General features: G+C 39.8%; 21 protein-coding genes. 4 read left to right on the top strand and 17 right to left on the bottom strand.

The window, feature by feature from the left end:
• Nucleotides 1-3 precede the first annotated feature (3 nt).
• The 9 genes from rplP to ACOWPH_RS13620 form a co-directional block, all read right to left on the bottom strand.
• A complete protein-coding gene (gene rplP, locus ACOWPH_RS13660) occupies nucleotides 4-429 on the bottom strand; it encodes a 50S ribosomal protein L16 (protein WP_015215918.1) in 426 nt (141 codons plus the stop codon).
• Nucleotides 430-491: 62 nt separating this feature from the next.
• Nucleotides 492-1,241 (bottom strand): 30S ribosomal protein S3, encoded by a 750-nt coding sequence (gene rpsC, locus ACOWPH_RS13655; protein ID WP_015215917.1) that lies wholly within the window; start codon nucleotides 1,239-1,241, stop codon nucleotides 492-494.
• Nucleotides 1,242-1,297: 56 nt separating this feature from the next.
• Nucleotides 1,298-1,657: a 50S ribosomal protein L22 gene (rplV, locus tag ACOWPH_RS13650; protein WP_015215916.1), complete on the bottom strand. Its 360-nt coding sequence runs from the start codon at nucleotides 1,655-1,657 to the stop codon at nucleotides 1,298-1,300.
• An 87-nt stretch (nucleotides 1,658-1,744) separates the two neighbouring features.
• Nucleotides 1,745-2,023, bottom strand: coding sequence for a 30S ribosomal protein S19 (gene rpsS / locus ACOWPH_RS13645; protein WP_015215915.1), 279 nt, complete (start codon nucleotides 2,021-2,023; stop codon nucleotides 1,745-1,747).
• Nucleotides 2,024-2,168: 145 nt separating this feature from the next.
• Nucleotides 2,169-3,032, bottom strand: coding sequence for a 50S ribosomal protein L2 (gene rplB, locus ACOWPH_RS13640; protein WP_015215914.1), 864 nt, complete (start codon nucleotides 3,030-3,032; stop codon nucleotides 2,169-2,171).
• A 133-nt stretch (nucleotides 3,033-3,165) separates the two neighbouring features.
• Nucleotides 3,166-3,480, bottom strand: a complete 315-nt coding sequence (locus ACOWPH_RS13635; protein ID WP_015215913.1) for a 50S ribosomal protein L23 — start codon at nucleotides 3,478-3,480, stop codon at nucleotides 3,166-3,168.
• The gene (gene rplD / locus ACOWPH_RS13630; protein WP_015215912.1) at nucleotides 3,473-4,105 is read right to left on the bottom strand and encodes a 50S ribosomal protein L4; all 633 of its coding nucleotides are present in this window, start codon (nucleotides 4,103-4,105) and stop codon (nucleotides 3,473-3,475) included. Before rplD ends, ACOWPH_RS13635 begins: the two co-directional genes overlap by 8 nt.
• Nucleotides 4,106-4,150: 45 nt before the next feature.
• Complete coding sequence (gene rplC / locus ACOWPH_RS13625) at nucleotides 4,151-4,789, bottom strand: 50S ribosomal protein L3 (protein ID WP_015215911.1); 639 nt, start codon at nucleotides 4,787-4,789, stop codon at nucleotides 4,151-4,153.
• Between the two features lie 106 nt (nucleotides 4,790-4,895).
• Nucleotides 4,896-5,084, bottom strand: a complete 189-nt coding sequence (locus tag ACOWPH_RS13620; RefSeq protein ID WP_042465197.1) for a hypothetical protein — start codon at nucleotides 5,082-5,084, stop codon at nucleotides 4,896-4,898.
• 535 nt (nucleotides 5,085-5,619) lie between these two features.
• On the opposite strand from ACOWPH_RS13620, the gene ACOWPH_RS13615 reads away from it, so the two are divergent.
• Entirely contained in the window at nucleotides 5,620-6,096 is a 477-nt protein-coding gene (locus ACOWPH_RS13615) for an NAD(P)H-quinone oxidoreductase subunit N (RefSeq protein ID WP_015215910.1), read from the top strand.
• Nucleotides 6,097-6,131: 35 nt separating this feature from the next.
• Here ACOWPH_RS13615 and ACOWPH_RS13610 read toward each other — a convergent pair whose 3' ends face one another.
• Nucleotides 6,132-6,590: a hypothetical protein gene (locus ACOWPH_RS13610; RefSeq protein ID WP_015215909.1), complete on the bottom strand. Its 459-nt coding sequence runs from the start codon at nucleotides 6,588-6,590 to the stop codon at nucleotides 6,132-6,134.
• A gap of 826 nt (nucleotides 6,591-7,416) precedes the next feature.
• Between ACOWPH_RS13610 and ACOWPH_RS13605 the strand changes: the two genes are divergently transcribed.
• Both ACOWPH_RS13605 and ACOWPH_RS13600 read left to right on the top strand, forming a co-directional pair.
• On the top strand, nucleotides 7,417-8,142 hold the full coding sequence (locus ACOWPH_RS13605; protein WP_015215908.1) for a PEP-CTERM sorting domain-containing protein: 726 nt from the start codon (nucleotides 7,417-7,419) through the stop codon (nucleotides 8,140-8,142).
• A 437-nt stretch (nucleotides 8,143-8,579) separates the two neighbouring features.
• Nucleotides 8,580-9,119 (top strand): DUF3172 domain-containing protein, encoded by a 540-nt coding sequence (locus ACOWPH_RS13600; protein WP_042466094.1) that lies wholly within the window; start codon nucleotides 8,580-8,582, stop codon nucleotides 9,117-9,119.
• Between the two features lie 68 nt (nucleotides 9,120-9,187).
• Here ACOWPH_RS13600 and ACOWPH_RS13595 read toward each other — a convergent pair whose 3' ends face one another.
• The 3 genes from ACOWPH_RS13595 to ACOWPH_RS13585 all read right to left on the bottom strand — a co-directional run bounded on the left by ACOWPH_RS13595 (nucleotide 9,188) and on the right by ACOWPH_RS13585 (nucleotide 13,038).
• Nucleotides 9,188-9,928, bottom strand: a complete 741-nt coding sequence (locus tag ACOWPH_RS13595) for an AMIN domain-containing protein (protein ID WP_015215906.1) — start codon at nucleotides 9,926-9,928, stop codon at nucleotides 9,188-9,190.
• A 212-nt stretch (nucleotides 9,929-10,140) separates the two neighbouring features.
• Entirely contained in the window at nucleotides 10,141-12,333 is a 2,193-nt protein-coding gene (locus tag ACOWPH_RS13590; RefSeq protein ID WP_015215905.1) for a cation:proton antiporter, read from the bottom strand.
• 519 nt (nucleotides 12,334-12,852) lie between these two features.
• The gene (locus tag ACOWPH_RS13585) at nucleotides 12,853-13,038 is read right to left on the bottom strand and encodes a hypothetical protein (RefSeq protein WP_150111036.1); all 186 of its coding nucleotides are present in this window, start codon (nucleotides 13,036-13,038) and stop codon (nucleotides 12,853-12,855) included.
• A gap of 131 nt (nucleotides 13,039-13,169) precedes the next feature.
• On the opposite strand from ACOWPH_RS13585, the gene ACOWPH_RS13580 reads away from it, so the two are divergent.
• Entirely contained in the window at nucleotides 13,170-14,864 is a 1,695-nt protein-coding gene (locus ACOWPH_RS13580) for an ABC-F family ATP-binding cassette domain-containing protein (protein WP_015215904.1), read from the top strand.
• Nucleotides 14,865-14,982: 118 nt separating this feature from the next.
• On the opposite strand, the gene ACOWPH_RS13575 is transcribed toward ACOWPH_RS13580, so the two are convergent.
• The 4 genes from ACOWPH_RS13575 to recO form a co-directional block, all read right to left on the bottom strand.
• Nucleotides 14,983-16,038 (bottom strand): polysaccharide pyruvyl transferase family protein, encoded by a 1,056-nt coding sequence (locus ACOWPH_RS13575; RefSeq protein ID WP_015215903.1) that lies wholly within the window; start codon nucleotides 16,036-16,038, stop codon nucleotides 14,983-14,985.
• A gap of 63 nt (nucleotides 16,039-16,101) precedes the next feature.
• Nucleotides 16,102-17,250: a glycosyltransferase family 4 protein gene (locus ACOWPH_RS13570; protein ID WP_015215902.1), complete on the bottom strand. Its 1,149-nt coding sequence runs from the start codon at nucleotides 17,248-17,250 to the stop codon at nucleotides 16,102-16,104.
• 582 nt (nucleotides 17,251-17,832) lie between these two features.
• Entirely contained in the window at nucleotides 17,833-19,458 is a 1,626-nt protein-coding gene (locus ACOWPH_RS13565; protein ID WP_042466093.1) for an MFS transporter, read from the bottom strand.
• A complete protein-coding gene (gene recO, locus ACOWPH_RS13560) occupies nucleotides 19,445-20,374 on the bottom strand; it encodes a DNA repair protein RecO (RefSeq protein ID WP_015215900.1) in 930 nt (309 codons plus the stop codon). Before recO ends, ACOWPH_RS13565 begins: the two co-directional genes overlap by 14 nt.
• Nucleotides 20,375-20,378: the final 4 nt, after the last annotated feature.

Here is a 20,378-nt window from a genome sequence, read left to right as displayed (position 1 = left end):
AACCTACTCCTGCTCCTGTGGTTGAGAGCGAATAATAAACTTAGTCTTGATTGGCAACTTATAGGCGGCTAATCGCATAGCTTCACGGGCTATTTCTTCGGTAACACCAGCGATTTCAAATAAAATCCGTCCTGGCTTGACTACGGCTACCCAAAACTCTGGGTTACCTTTACCAGAACCCATCCGGGTTTCAGCAGGACGCATGGTGACAGGTTTATCTGGAAAAATCCGAATCCAGATTTTGCCACCCCGGCGGATATAGCGAGTCATTGCTCGACGAGAAGCTTCAATTTGCCGAGAGGTTATCCAAGCAGGTTCTTGAGCCTGGAGGGCGAAATCCCCAAAGTTGAGAGTACTACCACGGGTAGCTAGACCCTCCATTCGTCCGCGTTGTTGTTTGCGGAATTTAGTTCTTCTAGGACTTAACATGATTTGTCATTAGTCATGGGTCATTGCTCATTAGTCATTAGTAATTTACTAATAGCTAATGACTATCCTTCGTTTGATCTGTCTTCAAATTGCTGGCGACGACGTTGTTGTTGACGGCGACGAGGTTCGCGTGTTGTGGGTGCAGATGGGGTTTCTTCCTGTCCAGGAATAATTTCTCCCTTAAATACCCAAACTTTGATCCCTAAAATGCCGTAAATCGTTTGTGCTGTGCAGTAAGAATAGTCAATGTCAGCCCGTAGTGTATGTAGAGGTACTCTACCTTCACGTGTCCACTCTGTCCGGGCAATTTCTGCACCGTTGAGACGACCACCGACTTGAACTTTAATTCCTTGAACACCTGCTCTTTGAGCGCGTTGGATAGCTTGGCGAACTACCCGACGGAAGGAAACACGGCGTTCTAATTGTTGAGCGATATATTCGGCTATCAAGTAGGCATCGGCATCAACTCGTTGAACTTCAACTACGTTAATGCGAATTTGACGGTTGCTGCCCAATAGGTCTTGGAGTCCGGTACGCAGTGATTCAATACCTTGTCCACCCCGTCCTACTACCACACCTGGTCTGGCTGTCCGTACCTCTAGGTCGATTTGATCAGCTTTGCGCTCAATGCGTACTTCGGAAATGCCGGCATTGTTTTGAGCGTATCTACCCAGTTTTTGTTCTATGTATTTCCGAAGTTTGTGGTCTTCTTGTAATAGTTCTGGATAACGGTCAGGAACGGCAAACCACCGGGATTGATGTTCTTGAGTAATACCCAGGCGAAAACCGACTGGATGAATTTTCTGTCCCACAAATGCTTCCTCTAAAATTTCTTACTGTACGCAATTAGTTGTGTCTTTGCTTTTGCTTATTTGCCTGTGGTACCAGCACCAACAGCGACAGTTATATGACACGTTGGTTTGCGAATTTGGTAAGCTCGACCCTGCGCTCTGGGTTGGAACCGTTTTAGAACTGGTCCTTGATCGGCGTATGCCTGAGTGATTACTAGTTCTGCCCGATCTAAACCTTCGTTATGTTCAGCATTTGCGGCGGCACTTCTTAGCACCTTTAATACTGGTTCGCAAGCTCGATAGGGCATGAATTCTAGGATAATCAGGGCTTCCCGATATGAACGCCCCCGAATTTGATCGAGTACACGACGCACTTTAAAGGGAGAAATGCGTATAAACCGGGCGATCGCTTTAACTTCTGTAGTATCAGTTGCCATAATTTTCTCCATCTTTGTCAGTTGTCAGTTGTTAGTTGTCAGTTGTCAGTTGTTAATGACTAATGACTACTGACTAATGACTACTGGCTATCTCCCCGATTTTTTGTCACTTTTCCCATGACCCCTGTAGGTACGTGTGGGGGAAAATTCTCCCAATTTGTGGCCTACCATTTGCTCATTGACAAATACGGGAACGTGCTGCCTACCGTTATGAACAGCTATGGTATGACCTACCATCATGGGCAAAATTGTCGATGCTCTCGACCAAGTTTTAATGACTTGCTTTTCGTTTTTAGCGTTCAGCTTTTCAATTTTGCTGAGTAAGTGATCCGCAACGAAAGGACCTTTTTTTAGAGAACGACCCATAGTTCGATTTTTGAGTTTGAATTTTTGATTTTGGATTTAGAATTTCGGATTTTGGATAATTAAGTTTCTCATTAGGTTTCCCCAATTTCAGAGGGATGCCTACAAGTAGAACTAATCTAAAATCCAAAATTTAAAATCTAAAATTCTAAGACTGGCGACCACCACGACCGCGTTTAGAAGATTTCCGACGGCGACGCACAATTAGCTTGCTACTTGCTTTTTTGCGTTTCCGTGTCTTTGCACCTAGAGTAGGTTTACCCCAAGGTGTTACAGGACCGGCTCTACCAATGGGCGCTCTACCTTCACCACCACCATGTGGGTGGTCAACCGGGTTCATGACACTACCTCTAACCTTTGGACGGCGACCCTTCCAACGATTACGTCCTGCTTTACCAGCACTCAGGTTTCTTGCATCAGTGTTGCCTACTTTACCAATGGTGGCGTAGCAGTCACGACGAATGAGGCGAACTTCACCAGAAGGTAACTTGAGAGTTACATAATTACCTTCTTTTGCTACAACTTGCGCTTCTGCACCAGCAGCACGAACGATTTGACCGCCTTTACCTGGGGTCATTTCAACGTTGTGAACACTAGTACCCAAGGGAATCTTGAATAGAGGTAAAGCATTACCATCTTCAAAGGGAGCATCAGCACCAGCAATAATTGTTGTGCCAACTTTTAATCCATTGGGATGCAGAATATAACGCTTTTCGCCATCTTCATATAGCAACAGGGCTATGCGCGCATTCCGGTTAGGATCGTATTCAATTGCTGTAACTGTAGCGGGAATATCCCGTTTATCTCGCTTAAAGTCAATAATCCGATAAAGTTGTTTGTGGCCGCCTCCCCGACGACGGCTGGTTATCCGCCCTTGATTATTCCGACCTTTGGGACGGTGTACTGATTCAGTTAATGATTTTTCTGGCTCAGTTTTAGTAATTTCCGCGAAGTCAGAAACTATAACTTGGCGAGTACTAGGGGTATAAGGGCGATAAGAACGAGTACCCATAAGTAATTTTGGATTTCGGATTTTCGATTTTTGATTCAGAATTTGTTTGATTTGGATTTTCGATTTTTAATTGTTTTTTTGGCAATTTATTGACTAGCCCAATTTAAAATCTCAAATCTAAAACCTCAAATTCTTAAACTTCTGGGAATAGAACTTGTCTAATCTTCTCTACATCCCCAGATGCAATGGTGACAACAGCTCTTTTGTATTGAGGTCTGTAACCGATAAATTTACCAACGCGGCGCTGTTTGCGTGGTGGCAATGCAGTGTTAACTTTAACAACCTTGACTTGAAATAAGTCTTCAATTGCCGCTTTAATTTCTGGCTTGCTCGATTTTGGAGTTACTTCAAAAGTGTATTTGTTTTGCTCCATCATGATCGTCGCCTTTTCGGTGAGAATTGGACGACGTACTAAGTCGGCAAGGTAACGGGGGTCAAGGTTAGGCACTGTAGACCTCCTGGATTTTTGCTAAAGCTGCTGACGTTAAGATAATTTTGTCAGCGTGCAGTAAATCGTAAACATTTAGTTGGTCAGCAGCAATTAGCTTTAAATTCTCTATATTGCGGGCTGACAAAAGTACGTTTTCTGCGATCTCAGACAAAATTAACAGTGACTTTTGTTCTGGTAATGCTCCCCAACGAGCTAATGCTGCTACCAATTCTTTGGTTTTGGGGCGTTGTAGTTCGTTGCTAAATTCTTCTACAACTATCAAATCTTCGGCGCGACTTACGAAGGCAGTCCGCAGTGCCAAACGCCGTTCTTTCCGGTTCAGCTTCAGGTTGAAATCTCTGGGTTTAGGTCCAAAGATTACACCACCACCACGCCATAGGGGTGAACGAATAGAACCTGCACGAGCGCGACCTGTGCCTTTCTGTCTCCAAGGTTTGCGACCGCCACCTCTGACTTCAGAACGAGTTTTGGTGCTGGCAGTTCCTTGGCGAGAATTGGTCATTTGTCTGACCAATGCGCGGTGTACTATATGAGCCGCTGTTTCTGCTTTGGCAACTCGCAAGTCAAAGGTTGTTTCCCCAACTTGCTCTCCTTGCCAATTTTTTACTACACTCTCAACCATCTTTGTGTCCTTTGTCAGTTGTCAGTTGTCAACTCACAACTAAAACTATTTATTACCAACTTTATTTGTAGGTACAACATTCACTAAGGCTCCTGGTTTACCAGGAATAGCACCTTTGATGAGAATTAAGTTGCGTTCTGCATCTACTCGCACGACTGTTAGTTTGCGAATTGTGACACGAGTGCCGCCTAAACGCCCTGCCATCCGTTTACCGGGATAAACACGACCAGGGGTTGTACCAGCACCGATGGAACCAGGCGCTCTGTGGTTTTTGGAACCATGGGACATGGGACCACGACCAAAGTTATTACGCTTCTGGTTGCCTGCAAAACCGCGACCGATACTTGTACCGATCACATCTACAATTTGACCTTCACTAAAAATATCTGCTTTAAGTTCTTGACCTAAAGCATAATCACCGGAGGCATCAGTGCGATACTCGTTCAAGTGCCGCAATGCTGGGGCGGATGATTTAGCTAGGTGGCCTAGCAGCGGTCTATTTAACGCCTTGGGTTTCACTTCGCCATAACCAACTTGAATGGCAGCGTAACCGTCGGTCTGTTTTGTTTTAACTTGCGTGACAGTGCATGGACCGGCTTGAATGACGGTGACAGGAATTGCTCTCCCTGCATCGTCAAATATTTGGGTCATGCCCAGCTTGGTGCCGAGAATACCTACAGACACAGTAACTGGTTCTCCTTTCTAGTTGCTGACCTTAAAATCGGACTTGCTTGACACAAGATTCGTAAACGCCATGTTTTTTGACGCAATAAATTGTGTCTGTACTGTTTTAGTGAATAGATTTATATTCACTCACTTGTTCTCCAGAACAGCCATAATTACTTTCCCAATGGGAATGCATTACTTCTGGAATCAATGCAAGACGTGATTGCTTTGCGCTTTGTGCAGCAATGCTTTCGTCCAAGCAATTGCTCTGGCACTCTCCGGTTGTAGTAGGACTTAAGCGGATGTTTTCCACCCAGTATCCGTTTCCTCAGACTTATTATAATGCCATAAAACCAACATTATTGCTCAGGTTCTACTTCTTTAAATACCTTAAACTATTGTTTGAGGATTTGCCTTGTTTTAGGGGCTGCGGGAGTGAAAGTGGTCTGGAGCTTTGATTTGGCTTTGGTTTTGTAGCCGATAGCTCCTAATTTGACCTCAAAGCTTTTTTAGTTTAGCAGTCTCTTATGCATTTATACTAGATTATCCTCTGGGGGAATTAAAGTCATCGAAATTTGATGCTTATACTAGTTTAAAAGTGCTAAATAGAAAAACTATCTAATTTTACTGTTTGGTCACAATCCAATATTATAAATCATTGATTTATTTTTGTCCAGCAATCTACAGTTAGATTTTATCTGAGGGATGGATAAAGGCGAGAAAGTAAAAACTTGCCTAACCTTGATGCCCAAATTTTACTGAATGCTGAATTATGTGACTTAATCTAACTTAATCTACCATCAAAGGGTCAATAATAGAGATATCTGAGTGGGATAAGACGAAAATCTATGGCACTAATTACCACTGGCAACGGTTTAATGCGCGATTTGGAGAAATTCGGCGCTTTGGGTGTGTATGTTCCTTTGGAAGGGGGCTATGAAGGTCGGTATCGCCGTCGATTGCGGGCAGCTGGCTATATGAACCTTCACATTACGGCGAGGGGACTAGGGGACGTTGCGGCTTATTTAACGAGAGTTCATGGAGTTAGACCTCCCCATCTGGGTAAAAAAAGTACTGGTAGCGGTGCGGCGGTGGGTGAAGTTTATTATTTACCGCCGATAATTAGCTATCAGCTAGAACAACTTCCACCTAAATCCAAGGGTCTATTGCTGTGGATTATTGAGGGACATATCCTGTCTAATCAGGAAGTGGAGTATTTAGCTAATTTGCCTAAGTTGGAACCACGGGTTAAGGTGGTGATTGAACGGGGTGGCGATCGCTATTTTCGTTGGACACCTCTGGAAAAAACTCTGTTAGCTAGTTAGTCATTAGAGGCGGGGCAACCCCGCCCGTCTATGCTTTAAAAGCTGATAGTGTAGATTAAGTCAAATTCTCGATAGATAGCCAACCGGCAAGAGTAAGTAGGGTTTTCAACCACTTCGTAATCTAAACCACCTGTAATCTGTGTTACTGGTCGCCTCAACGGTTTTTCAAACTGATACCACTCACGGTTACTCCATTCAAATATGGTTGCGTCCAGGGAATTTTGTAATTCGGATGCTAAAAGTAAAAGTTCTAATTTATTTTCATGACTACCAGTGATAAAGCATCTGAGGGAAACTGACTGGGTAATTAGAGGTCTGGGTTCGTTTGCTGCTATGGTGTTGCATTCTCCCAGTTCAATATCATAAGGCTCTAAATGCAGATTTTCTAGTTGCGTCCAAGACTGCTCTATCTCATTGAGGCGGTTGTCTAGATAAGGTAGCAGTCCTAGCTTGGCATCAGTTAAAAGTTGACGAATATTAGAAAGTTGGGTCATTACTGAGTTTTTCTCCACTATGCAGTCAGATTATCGTTTTGTTGACTAGGTGGGAGATAAACTTTGGAAAACTTTGTTCCTGCAACTTTTTCTGTCTTCTGTTAGTTTTGATACTTTCTTTCCGTTAGACATCTATGAAGAAAACTATAATTTGTGAATACGTCTTTACCAAATTGGACTTTATGAACTTTATATGAACTTTATATGAACTTTATATGAACTTCTGTTTAAGATCTGAATATATATAAATATAAATTATTGATTTCAGCAAATTTTGATGCAGATGTTGATTTTTATATCACCAATTACTTGGTATTATAATATTTCTTAATATTATCAGTAATATCAACTAAGTAATTTTTCTATTGATTAATCCAAATCTCTGGCAATATCGAGTGTTTTTTTTAATTTAAGTAAAATTTCTTAAGTATAGATATTTTAAGCAACCCATAAATATTTACGTTGCTTAATAAAGTAAAGATTCTATGAACTATGAAAAGATTAGATAAAGTCCGCTAGTATGTATTTGTATGTAGATGAACTCGAAAAGAGAACATCCTCATCTCTATCTTTAGGTAAGTGAGTATTGTCAAAAGTAAGTAACTGAAATCTCTAGTCACGGAGTTTAATGGTTTTAACTTATTGACATATCTATCCAAGGTTTAGATATGGATTTCTACTCTTAGAGATTTAAGCTATCAATTAGGACACTTACACAAAATGTGTCGTCAAAGCAAAAATTACTCTCCTTTTTAAATTAGGAAGAGTGAGAGTTTGCAATCAAACTTTTTCTCATGCACGTAACCAATTTTAAGGGCTAATCAGTATGAAGTTACACAGAATAATGAGATCCTTGGCAGTGGGAATAACTGCAACTCTGGCTACTATTGCTACGCTTTCAGCTTCTGCTCAAGCTGCAATTCTCACTGGCAACGTTCTACTGAGCGATTTACTGGCGGGGAATTCTTATCAGCTTGGTGACAAGCTTTTTGATAATTTTCGGGGATTTTCCACTTTTAACCTAGGTGGTGCTGGTGGACCGGAGAGCAACGAAATTCTCGTATTTGGAGAAATAGTCGATCACGCTTATAACCTGATTTTTCAAAGCCCACTTTGGAATGTTACGCCAGGACAGGCAATTGACACAACTTTTCAGTATGATGTTACAGTTCTTGATCCTGATCAATGGATTGACAAGGTTGATTTAGAACTTCTCTCCTATGGGGTGATAGGTGATGCTTTCATTACCATTGTTGATCGGGTTGATCTACTTGACCCTGGTAGTGGGTCAGTGAATTTACTGGCTATATCAGTTTCACCGCTTGATTCAGTAATTAAAGATGTATTGCCCTTTCAAAAGAAAATCTCAGTTACTAAAGATATTGCTCTAGTGGGCAATAATGGCTTTGCAAGTATCTCGTTGATAAATCAATCAGTCCATCAAACAAAAGTTCCCGAATCGAGTACGCTGTTGGGGCTTTTTGTTCTTGGTGGCATAGGCTTGACAGTAACAAAGAAAAGGTTAAAAACAACAGTTATTAGTGTCGGCTAAACACCAATAACTGTCTTGAGTTTCAATTACTGGGTATTCTGAGGGTGAATTTTCAGATATACCCAGAAACAACATCTTATAATAAAGAATAACAGAAAACACCAAAAGTTCCTGGTTTTAACTCAGGCTTTTTTTTGCTAACTACTGATTGATCATCAATAGCTATACACTCACGGCAGGTTGCTATTGATTGACACTTTGCTGTCTCAAGGTATACACCTGGGGGTTTTTCAAACTTGCTTAAGAGGAATAGTCAAATATCCCCCTAGACTCGCAAAATAACTACCAGTACTATCTAGTATTCCAACCGCGCATATTTTTGTTCGATTCTTCTACGCTTTCTGAGTCCATCAAATTTGAAGGAACGACTACTATACTGAAGTAAGGAGAAAGTAAACAACTCCTTGCCAATTTTGCGTGAAGGTGAACAAGCAAAAATGAGACGTAAATCTACTGGTAGATCAACTACTACTTCTAAAACCTCTCCGATCCAATCCCCTTTATTTAACTTCACTACTATTGCAATTTTGGGAGGGGTGTTGATTTTGGGAATTGGGATTGGGATTGCTTTTAGTTCTACAAGCACGTTGAGTCCATCTAACGTGGCTTCTCGTGAGTTTATTGATACTAAAGCACCAAACCCTGAAATTTGCGTGCAGTATGGAGCTAGTGCAATGGTGATGGATGCCAGACTATTTGTAACTCTTAACCCGTTTAATGTCTATGTAGCCCAGCCTAACATACGTCCTGGATGCGTTATCCGCCAAAATAACTGGGCAATTTTAGAAAATAAAAAACTCGTATCATCAGATCAGGTAAGGGAATGTAAAAATCGCCTGAATACTTTCGGCTTTACAGGTAACTTAGACAGTGAAAAGCCTGATATTAGGTGTATATACCAAAATGAATCTGCTCAAAATTTCTTCTTATCTCAACCAGGGGCAGTTGGTCAGCCTCAGGATACGGAAAGATTTTAGTTTTAGTTTTTGGGTAATGGGTTGCTATGATTTCCCATTCCCAATTACCCAGTGCAACCATGAATCTATTATTTTTGTGTAGGAAGCGGTTGACCAAATTCAATTATGGGAATATTGGTAACTTGATCTAAATAGTTTTCTGGATGAGGAATATTGGGTAAAGAATTAGGGATTGTAATGATGTTGTTATTCTCGGAAGAATTAGCTGGGAGAATAATTAAATTGGATTGTTGAGAATTGGGGGGCGGTACAATTACAAAAGGTTGCTGGTTGAGGGGTAAGTTGGTAGATGCTGGTGGGAGAGTGTTCAAAGAGGGAGGGGATAGCTGATTAGTTGGGGAAAGTGGAAAGGGTGACTGTGAAGAAGTGCTATTATAGGAGATAGTGGGGCTTAATACCCAGCGAGTGGGGTTTATTGGGGAATTAGACTGAAGTTTTACCTGGTTGGCATCGACAAAACTTCCAGGTTCTAAATCTATGACTATGCGGGCGATATTAGGGCTGAATTGGGAAACGCGAATTTTTTGAATTTTTCCACCAGTATAGTTTTTTTGGGTGTCAACATTGCCTAATTGGGTATTAGGCAAATCTACTACTAAACGCGGGGGTTGAGGAAGATAGAAATACTCAGGTATTGCGGCTGAGGAAAGTGTGATTTCTAGTTGCTGTGTTTTGGGGTTCAATTGCCATTTATTGAGTTTGGCGAGTGGTGCAGCGAGGCCAATGCTAGTATTGAGGATAATTGCAGCAGATAGGCCAAATAAGCTAATTCGGAAAAGGTGTGGTGTAGTTCGAAGTTGATTTTTCATGTTTTAATGGCTGTTTAACTTGGTATTTGATCTGTTGGAGGTAAAGCGGTAAATTCTAAATTTATGAGAATTTTGTTGGTTTTAGAACTTACACACTATACAAATTGGATATGATATAAAAAATCAATGATAATTGATTAATTCAGGCTTTTGGGACAGCATATTAGTAGGGTGAGGAAAGTGGGGTAAAAGGTTTGATCGTGCCGACTTAGTTAATTACGAATTACTTCTTTGGTGTTAATTTCTGGTATCAGGGAACTGAGATGAGAGGTAACTTGACTGTAGCGACGGGTAATGAGTAGTGAAGAACGACATTTTATTGCTAGTTCGTCTGTGTATCGTCCTAGAGTTTGTTTTTCAATTCCCCAAGCGCGACTAGTACCAGCAATGGTTAAATCAACATTTTCTGATGCTGCAACTACAGCTTGCATTGGTTCTGGAGAGGCAACGGTTTTTATTTCTATGCGATCGCTTACACTAGCTGGCAATTGTTCAATCATCGAGTCCAGTTCATAACTCAATTCATCTTGGGTTTGATTGCCGGTTAAAACTTGTAAAATCTGCAATATGCAAGTATCACAGTTAATTAGCAGTCTGAGGGCTAGTATGAGGGCTAAATCATCATGGATATTTGCGGAGTAGGGAACTAGTAAACTTTCTAAGCGATCGCTTCCTCGATCTACGAATACAGCTACATCTACTGGTGCGCTAGTCAAAATTTGCCCCACTCTACCACCTAAACGATTATTACTAAAAGCTGGACGATGCCATCCGACAAGAATTAAATCAGGTTGTTCGATTTGGGCTATTTGTGCTGTTTCTCTAGCAACGTTGCTGGATATGCGAACAATGGGATGTATATATGATCTAATAATTGATGGTTCTAAAGTATCAATTAATTCTTCTAATTGATAGCGACGTTCGGCAATTAATCGGTTAGCTTCAGTTGGGGTACTCTCAAAACCATAGTTTTCTTCTAACTCAATTAGACTAAGAGGATTAATAACCGCAGGCTGTCGATAATTGAGAGCCAACGCTACTGCTAACTGTACCAAACCTTTTTGAGTTGTAGGGTTAGCTACAGGTACTAAAATCCGGTATGGGGTAACAAAAGATTCAATACTTTCTATCACCTCTGTCTCTATTCGCTGTTCTGGTTTTGGTTCTACTACGTCTAATTTGATTAAGCGTTTTGGATATGTCCATTCTAGTAATGGGGATGTCATAAATGTTGTTACCAAAGCCATCACTACCAGCATGGTAAATAGCAATGGCGAAATTACACCCAACTCTAAACCAATATTCAAAACAATTAATTCTGTTAAACCGCGAGTATTCATTAACCAACCGAGGGCTGATGCTTCCCGTTTGTTAATGCCACTGAGGCGAGCAGCTATATAAGTACCACTATATTTACCTACAATTGCTACTACTAAAATTAATCCGCATAATAGCCACAATTCAGGACGGTTGATTAAACCTATTTGTGTCCTTATACCGCTATATGCAAAAAATACTGGCAGCAGAAATATTAAGACAAAATCTTCAGTTTTAATTGCTAATTCTCTGACTAATTCTGCATTTTTGGGCATTACTGCTCCTAATAAAAATGCCCCAAAAATTAGGTGAATACCGATAAATTCAGTAATGAGAGCAGAAGCAAGAACTCCCATATAAATTAAAGCTAGAACAAATTGGCTTAATTTACCAGCGTGTTGGTAATGAGTAACTAAACGCTTAAGAAACCAACGCCCAATTGTGAACATGAAAACTATATAGACTAAGCTGGCACAAATAGTCAGGATAGCTTTTTGCTGGATGCTACCATTACGAGCAACTGCGATCGCTATTGCCAAAATACACCAGGCTGTCACATCATCAACTGCGGCACAAGTTAAGGCTAATGTCCCCAAACGTGTTTGCTGTAAATTGTTTTCAGTAATAATTCGTGCCAATACAGGAAAAGCTGTAATCGACATAGCTGCCCCTAAAAATAAAGCAAACGCAGCAAATGAGACAGATCCGTTGGCTACTAAAGGATAAAGCAGCAAAGATAAAATCGCTGCGAGAGCAAAAGGAACAATAACGCTGATATTAGAAATCAGAACAGCAGCTTTTAAGTTACCCCTGAGATATTTTGGATTTAGCTCTAAACCAATCAAAAACATAAAAAATATCAGTCCTATCTGAGATAAAACATTCAGAAAAGGAATGGTTTCTGCTGGAAACAGGGTAGCTGCTGCATGGGGAGCAATTAAACCGAATAAAGATGGGCCGAGCATAATTCCGGCCACAATCTCACCAATTACCAATGGTTGCTTAATTGATCGAAATGCTAATCCTACTAACCGTGACATTCCAATCACAATTAGCACCTCAACCAGGACTAGAATAACTGTGTGCATAGTTTCCTCTCAACAGACTATCCGGGTTTCCTAAGATGATTCTTTAAATGACTACAAAATGTCAACCTTGTTAGAGACAATACAGGTGTATTTCTATTCATTTGTTATGTTAATTATTGTTGCTAACCTTATATCAACACCAAAAAAGTCTAGTGTTTAATTGCATATTTAATAGAAAGAGAACTTCTACGTTAGCTATTTGAAGGTAAACTGTTTCTGAGTCTTTTTATCGGATTTTAAGGTAAATTACCCTTGGATATCATGAATAAAAGTTTAATTTGAATTAAATTTAGTTTGTAAATGTAGTAATGCCTGAAATAGTCAATAATTTAATTGAGTAATAATTTTATATTCTGTTTTTTAACAGAACTGGGTATTTATGCATAGTTTTATCCTGTAAAAAATAGCTAATAATTATTATGCCATGAGAGTATTAATAACTGCTAAACTCGCAATAATTAACAATAAAATAGAGTCACTTATGTTTTGTTAAAGTTCAATATTGAGGATAATTCATTCTCATAAACCATAAGCCTGAATGAGAGCGCCCATTGTTACCGACTCATCAAGTTTTCTCCGATTGTTGACTGTTATGTGCTGAATGCTGACAATATTATGGAATACAGAATCTGGGTTAAACGTCTGAGAAACAGCTTGTTTGATTTTTGAACTGCCGAATTCTGCTGTATGATTAATAACAACCAAAAATTTTTCTCGATTCTCAGGAATTAAGAAGAATCTGGTATGTAAATTTGTAGTTAAATTTTGTTAAGATTAAATACAATACGGCGTTAGCTTTCCCCCCAACCACCTATCCCCTACCTGAGAGACATTTCATGCTGCGACTTGAACATATTAGTAAAATTTATCCTACAGGCGAAGTTCTTAAAGATATCAACTGGGAAGTCAAACCAGGCGATCGCATTGGCTTAGTAGGCGTTAACGGTGCGGGAAAATCGACTCAACTGAAAATCATCTCTGGGGAAATAGAACCCACTAGCGGCGAAATCATTCGTCCTAACAGCTTACACATAGCTTATCTCAATCAAGAGTTTGAGGTAGATCCTACCCGTACAGTTAGAGAAGAATTTTGGACTGTGTTCCAAGAAGCCAACGATGTGCAGATAGCTTTAGCTCATGTACCGCAAGAGATGGAAACAGCTAATCCAGAGGAATTGGATGAACTAATCCACAAATTAGATCGCTTGCAGAGACAGTTTGAAGCGTTGGATGGCTATAACTTAGACGCACGGATTGGTAAAATTTTGCCAGAAATGGGTTTTCAGGTTGAAGATAGCGATCGCTTAGTCAGCGCTTTCTCAGGGGGTTGGCAAATGCGAATGAGTTTAGGTAAAATCCTGCTGCAAAAGCCAGACTTATTACTGCTGGATGAACCGACAAACCACTTAGACTTAGAAACCATCGAGTGGTTAGAAAATTACCTCAGAGGGCTGATTACCCCAATGGTCATAGTTTCCCATGACCGGGAGTTTCTTGATCGCCTCTGCACCCAAATTGTGGAAACTGAACGCGGTGTTTCTTCCACTTATCTCGGTAATTACTCATCCTACTTGCAACAAAAAGCTGAAAATCAATCAGCACAACTGAGCGCCTTTGAACGTCAGCAAAAAGAAATAGAAAAACAGCAAACCTTTGTAGATAGATTCCGCGCTAGTGCAACCCGCAGTACCCAAGCTAAAAGCCGGGAAAAACAACTAGATAAAATTGAACGTATCGAAGCACCTATTGCGGGTGTGAGAACTTTACATTTCCGATTTCCTCCCGCACCCCGCAGCGGACGTGAAGTAGTAGAGATTAAAGATTTAACTCATGTTTATGGTGATAAAATCCTATTTTTGGCGGCAAATCTTCTCATTGAAAGGGGAGATAGAATTGCCTTTCTAGGTCCCAATGGTGCAGGAAAATCTACACTGTTAAAAATCATGATGGGTGCAGAACCACCTACAGAAGGGTTAGTAAAACTAGGTGATCACAACGTTATTCCTGGTTACTTTGAGCAAAACCAAGCCGAAGCCTTAGATTTAAATAAAACCGTCATGGAAACTATTCATGATGAAGTTCCCGACTGGACAAACGAAGAAGTCCGTACACTCTTGGGAAGATTCTTATTTACTGGTGATACCGTATTTAAGAAAGTTGGGGCATTAAGTGGAGGCGAAAAAGCTCGGTTAGCATTAGCAAAAATGCTATTACGTCCAGCAAATCTAATCATTCTGGATGAGCCTACCAACCACTTAGATATTCCTGCAAAGGAAATGATGGAAGAAGCCCTGCAAAACTATGATGGGACAGCAATTATAGTATCCCACGACCGTTATTTTATCTCTCAGGTAGCTAACAAAATTGTCGAAATTCGTGATGGTGAATTTCGGGTTTATTTAGGTGATTACCATTACTATATCAACAAAATTGCTGAAGAGAAAGAACAAGCTAAATTAGCAGCTATAGAAGCAGAAAAAGCGGCGAAAAAAGCTGCTAAAGCCGCTAAAGCGTCTGGAAAGCTGAAATAGGTTTATAGGTAGCAGGGGAGGAATCGAAATAAACCTATCAGCTAATGGCTAGGGTACAGAAATAACAAATACCCCGCTCATCAGGAGCGAGGTATTTAAGCTCAATGATGACTGTACTTTATATATGAAAAATTCTTTCTAAACTTTCTTGAGCTGTTTTTGATTCGTTGATAATAAACTCTTCCGGTCTTTTGTATTCTTGAAATATTTTTTCGATCCGTTCTATGGTTAATACTTCCATAAAATCTACTATTCTTTCTCTAGATAACATTTCTGTTTTATTGATATAGTTACTGATTTTGGAAGGATCAGCAGATATTCCTATACTAGGAACTCCTAATATATCTGCCAGTATTATAGAATGAAGACGATTGCCAAAGTGAAAATCCATTTGACTCAGAATTTGCAAAAAATCTTCTGGTTTATCCCATGAATGTAGTTGGCAATTTTGGGTAGGTAAATATTTTTTCAGTAATTCATGGAATTTATTATCATTCTGTTCACTACCCATATGTCCTGGTAGTAAATGGATTACAGAATTGTATTTTTCGATTAGTGGGATTAATTGCTGGGCATAAAATTCGGCTCTACTATCACCCCACCAATGTTTACCAGAGAAGGATATATTACTTAAAGAATTTGCCGTTTTAGTTCGATGAATAAATTCTTCATAATAACTTAAATCTAAAAATGCTAAGTCACCACCTAGACAACAAGAATTAGTAAATTTCAGCTTTTCTTTTACCAATTCATAGGAATTATTATCTCTAACATATAACAAATCTGCCTGTTTGAAAAAATTAGTTACATCCTGCTTTTCTCCTGCATTCATACTTTCTAGGCCTATGCCTAGAAAACAAAACCGCTTACCTAATAATTTAGCTAAAGTTTGCAGAGTCGATAAATTCTTGGGTACACTGCTTAATCCTAAAGTACCTCCTCCCCAAGCTACGCAGTCACTTTGCCATAAAAGAAATAATCTTTTTATTTTTGATAATTGGAAATGATGAAATAGAGAAATCTTTTTGCTGCTGATTTCATAATAGTTGTCATTGCAAATTAAAAATACTTTTTCAACCGCTTCTTTCTTGCTAAAAAAATTAGTTAAATGTTGGACAAATAGATCATCACCTATATTTCTATAGCCATAATATCCCATTAGCATTATTTTCATGATGTACTATGACCTGCTTAGTTAATAGTTGTTGGCAAGGCAGAGATGGAAAAGTTTTTATTTTTAAGTACCCCAACTGATTGTTAAAGGTTGTTGTGCTAATATTTTAGTATAAAGTTCTTCTAAACGGGTGATATTATCACTGAGGGTATAACGCTCTAATACTCTATTTCTCGCTTTTTGACCTAATAAAGTTGTTAACTCTGGATGATCTTGGAACAGTGGTAAAAGGGTTCTGAGTTGCGATCGCACTGTTTTAGTGCTAATAATGACACCTGCGCCCTTTTCCAACACTTCCCCATCTGCACCTACATCCGTAGCTAAACAAGCTAAACCACAGGACATGGCCTCCAGCAGAGATAAAGACAAACCCTCTACCAAAGAGGGCAAAATAAATACATCAGCGCCCCTTAAAATTTCAATGCGCCGATTCTCATCTGCTATAAATCCTAACCAAATGATGCCATCTTCCTGTCCATAAAATGGCTCTAATGAAGGTTTTAACGGGCCATCACCCACAATCAATAATTTACTATTAACTCCCATATCCGACTGCTTCCAAGCGCGTAGTAGGGGTTCAACATTTTTCTCCGTTGCAATACGCCCTTGATACACAAACAAGCGTTCGGCATCAAATTCTGCTTTGATTTTAGAAATACCGGGAGAATATTTAACAGTATCAACACCATTGGGAATCACAGCCAATTTTTCTTCCCTAACTCCCATGCGTGCTAATAATTCCCGTTGAATTTGGGAAAAAATAATTACCCGATCATAGTGATCTAAGAAAGGTGCGTATAGCTGATAAGCCAAAATTTGTGTGCCGGATATTAATTTTGCCCCTTTGCCAGCGAATGGAGTATGAAAAGTAGCAACTAAAGGCAAGTTTAATTCTTGGCAAATTTCTGGTAAAACAAAATCTAGTGTCGATAAAGTTAAAGAAGCATGAACTATATCTGGCTTGATTTCTCGCAACGACTCAGTTAAAACCTTAGTCGCTTTAAAAGTGGGAATAGTATAAACTTGAGATTTATAAATGAAGGGTAAGGAAACTTCTTGACAATTAGGCCAATTTTGGGGTTGAGATTCTTCTTGGGCAAAGTGAAGAAAGCTAACTTGATGTCCCCTATCTAGCAAAGCATTGGTAATTTCTCTACTGTAAGTGACATTGCCGCAAAAGGGCGTTTTTTTTCCAATCCAGGCTATACGCATTCTTTGATTAGCTGTGAATAAAAGCGGGTTTAGTTTAGTTTAAATTATTTGTTTTTTATACTTAGCTATTTTTATTCTGTAGTCCTTGCTGAAGATTTTATAACGGTTGTCAGTTAAATGAGAACACACCGTTATCATAAAATACGGCTTACACCAATCTACAGACACTAAGGGTCTTTCAAACCTGTTTATTAGTAAGAATTCAGGAGTCAGAATGCTTATGAAATCAGGAATAGAAAGAAGTGATACTTGATCAAAATCATCAAGGTTGACCCAAAAAGCCTTTATTCTCCTGATTTGAAGTATTCTCTAGCCATGAATACTTACGTTTATTAGTCCTGCTAGATCATGATGAGTAGCAGCCATACCATCGTTTAAAAGCTTATACTTAAGCCAATAAACAAATGATTTTATGGCTTTATTAAATCTTGCTGGCAAGTTGTGAATTAGCTAAATTTATAACAACTTAAACAGGATAATCTTAAGTGATTCCCAGCAAGTATTATATGAATTTTCGCTGGATTAAGTTTAGCACGAAAACCAATTGTTTCACTAAGTTATAGATGATTTTCAGCCTGATAACTAATCACGGGAGTTATACCAAGTTAATATACCTCCTGAAAAGACAATTACAGATAATCCCAAAAAGACTACCTGTAGTCCAAAAAAGGTTTCAGCGACACCAGCTAATGCTAAGGGTAGAGAAAGGGCAATGTTGATAACATTATTTTGCAGACCAAACACTTTACCGCGCATTTCTGGAGGGGTTTCTGTTTGAATAGCAGTTTGCATGGGGATACCTACCAAAGCCCCAAACAGACCAACAAGAGATAATAACAACAACACTATCCATAGCTGGGTTGTGAATATTCCCAAACCTATCAAAGATGCTGCCATGCCTAGACAACCGCAAAAGCTAAGTTGCCGATAGGAAAAGCGTTGGCCAAATTGACCGATAATTGTTGCCCCGGCAGCAATACCAACTCCCCCTGATGCGAGTAAAAAGCCGAATTGGGATGCTTTCAAGTTGGGGATGATTTCTGCCATGCGAACAGCGATAACTGTTAAAGCGGCAAAGACAGAAAAGAGAATAACTAGTTGTACGATAGCATTGCGGATGCGATGATTTTCTTTGAGGTAAAGGAAACCGTCTCGCAAGTCAGAGAAAACGTGAGGAAATTCAGTTTCTGGGGGATGGGGTATTTCTTTAGTGTTGAGTAGGAGTAAAATTAATCCTGCGATCGCATAACTGCCACCGACTAAAATTTCTTTACCTAGTCCACCACTACCACTACCTACCAGTTTTAGCCACAGTCCATCAGCTAATGCCAACAACGGTTCCCCCACAGCAAAACCGATAATTAGCGATGCCATCATCGTGGTTGTGTACAGGGAATTAGCCGAAAGTAAATGTTCTTCTGCCACTACCAGAGGAATTACCGCTTGTTCTGCTGGTGCAAAAAACTGTGTCAAAGTAGAAACTAAAAAAGTCACACCCAAGATAATCAAAAATCCCACTGGCAAAACTCCCACAGGTTGCCAATCATGGGTTAACCACAACAGCAAGGGAATTGCCAGCACGAGAATACCTCGCCAAACATTAGTTGCTACCAAGACAACTTTTTTTGACCAGCGGTCTACAAATACACCAGCCACAGAACCAAATAAGACTGCGGGAATGGTAAAAACCATCATTAACGCCGATACCCAACCACTGATACTCTGATCACCCTTTTGAAACTGGGTATTAATCAAAGCAATCATCAATACCAAATATACTTTATCAGCCAGCTGGCAAAAAACTTGCCCTCCCCAAAGTGCCAGAAAATTCGGGTTTTTTAATACAGGTAAAAACCCTTGTTTTTGAATATTACTTGATGTATTCCCCCCACCTACACCAGATCCATTTAATTGTGTCGTTTCTGGTTGGGTGACTACTTTTAGAATTTCTTGGGTAGAATTACCTTTGCCATTAGTTTGAAATTGTGGTTCTAATGGTGTAGGTACATTAGTAGATGAAACTTCTACATTTCCATTTTTTTCCTGAGAAACATCTGTTCGGGATATTTCTTGGTTATTGATTGAATTAAGGTTAGGTTGGGAAACAGCACTGGGCTGATGGGGTGTTGTCTTCTCTGATACCCTATTGTTTTTAGCTTGACTGGGTGACAGAGGCAGGATTTTTTTATCCAAATCAGACGATTGCATCATGGTTGGCGGCAAAATAAGAATCAATCAAAGTAGCAGAGCGAATAGGACGATCCAAATGATACTGAATGTACTGTCGCAAAATCTGCTCAATAGATAACCAGCCATAATCTGAGGCTGCCTCTATTTGCATTATCTCTGTTTGCGACAAATATTGAAGCATAAACAGTTCTTTTGCATTCAGACGATTAGAAATTGTAGGGAGGTCTTGCTGATGGATAACCGTTTCATAGCTTGGGGATTGGGGATTGGGAGAACTTTTTTTCCTGATCTCTCCATCTTCCCGTTTCCCTTTTTCCCTTTCTGAGCGTAAGCTTTTCCAAGCCTCTAAGCTAATTATCCCTCCTGTCGGCACACTAAATCCTACCTGCCAGTTGGGATTTGTCCAGTCTGGGGTGACAGGAAGCTGAGTTAAGCAACAAACTTGAACTTGGGGTGTGAGTCCTGCTAAAGCTAAAAATTGAAAGACTCCATGCGCCAAATGTGCGACAACAGCGAATCCTTGACTTTTGGGTAAGGCTTCTAATCGCTGGAGATGTTCATCTAGTAAGTCATAAAGTTCTGTTTGGGGTAGTTCGCTTAAAGCCTGACAGAGGACAATTTCAGCTAAATATTGACTAGCAGCTAATTTTCCTAAGTCTTTAGTTAGACCTGGATAAGTTTTTATAGTTTGCGCTTGAGTAATTTTATCGAGTGTTGGCGTAGCATTTCCTAGACTTTTTCCTTGGGAAATCAGTAATTCATTAACTACAAAAATCCCAATTCTCCCACCCAAGCTGGAGTTATGTTTACGCGCCCCAGGAGCAACCGCCCGAATTAATCCAAATTCCTTGGTTAAAATTGTCACTATCTTATCTGACTCTCCCAGTGCTTGGGTTTTGAGATTAATGCCAGTTGCTTTGTAGGTTCTACTCATTATT

It is taken from the genome of Anabaena sp. PCC 7938 (genome assembly GCF_049315035.1).
GTDB lineage: Bacteria > Cyanobacteriota > Cyanobacteriia > Cyanobacteriales > Nostocaceae > Anabaena > Anabaena cylindrica.
This window is presented reverse-complemented; position numbering and strand designations above follow the sequence as displayed.

Coding starts and splice junctions, on each gene's coding strand:
- rplP (WP_015215918.1), bottom strand. CDS start 429: ATGTTAAGTCCTAGAAGAACTAAATTCCGCAAACAACAACGCGGACGA.
- rplV (WP_015215916.1), bottom strand. CDS start 1,657: ATGGCAACTGATACTACAGAAGTTAAAGCGATCGCCCGGTTTATACGC.
- rpsS (WP_015215915.1), bottom strand. CDS start 2,023: ATGGGTCGTTCTCTAAAAAAAGGTCCTTTCGTTGCGGATCACTTACTC.
- rplB (WP_015215914.1), bottom strand. CDS start 3,032: ATGGGTACTCGTTCTTATCGCCCTTATACCCCTAGTACTCGCCAAGTT.
- rplD (WP_015215912.1), bottom strand. CDS start 4,105: ATGGTTGAGAGTGTAGTAAAAAATTGGCAAGGAGAGCAAGTTGGGGAA.
- ACOWPH_RS13615 (WP_015215910.1), top strand. CDS start 5,620: ATGGCACTAATTACCACTGGCAACGGTTTAATGCGCGATTTGGAGAAA.
- ACOWPH_RS13610 (WP_015215909.1), bottom strand. CDS start 6,590: ATGACCCAACTTTCTAATATTCGTCAACTTTTAACTGATGCCAAGCTA.
- ACOWPH_RS13605 (WP_015215908.1), top strand. CDS start 7,417: ATGAAGTTACACAGAATAATGAGATCCTTGGCAGTGGGAATAACTGCA.
- ACOWPH_RS13600 (WP_042466094.1), top strand. CDS start 8,580: ATGAGACGTAAATCTACTGGTAGATCAACTACTACTTCTAAAACCTCT.
- ACOWPH_RS13595 (WP_015215906.1), bottom strand. CDS start 9,928: ATGAAAAATCAACTTCGAACTACACCACACCTTTTCCGAATTAGCTTA.
- ACOWPH_RS13590 (WP_015215905.1), bottom strand. CDS start 12,333: ATGCACACAGTTATTCTAGTCCTGGTTGAGGTGCTAATTGTGATTGGA.
- ACOWPH_RS13580 (WP_015215904.1), top strand. CDS start 13,170: ATGCTGCGACTTGAACATATTAGTAAAATTTATCCTACAGGCGAAGTT.
- ACOWPH_RS13575 (WP_015215903.1), bottom strand. CDS start 16,038: ATGAAAATAATGCTAATGGGATATTATGGCTATAGAAATATAGGTGAT.
- ACOWPH_RS13570 (WP_015215902.1), bottom strand. CDS start 17,250: ATGCGTATAGCCTGGATTGGAAAAAAAACGCCCTTTTGCGGCAATGTC.
- ACOWPH_RS13565 (WP_042466093.1), bottom strand. CDS start 19,458: ATGCAATCGTCTGATTTGGATAAAAAAATCCTGCCTCTGTCACCCAGT.
- recO (WP_015215900.1), bottom strand. CDS start 20,374: ATGAGTAGAACCTACAAAGCAACTGGCATTAATCTCAAAACCCAAGCA.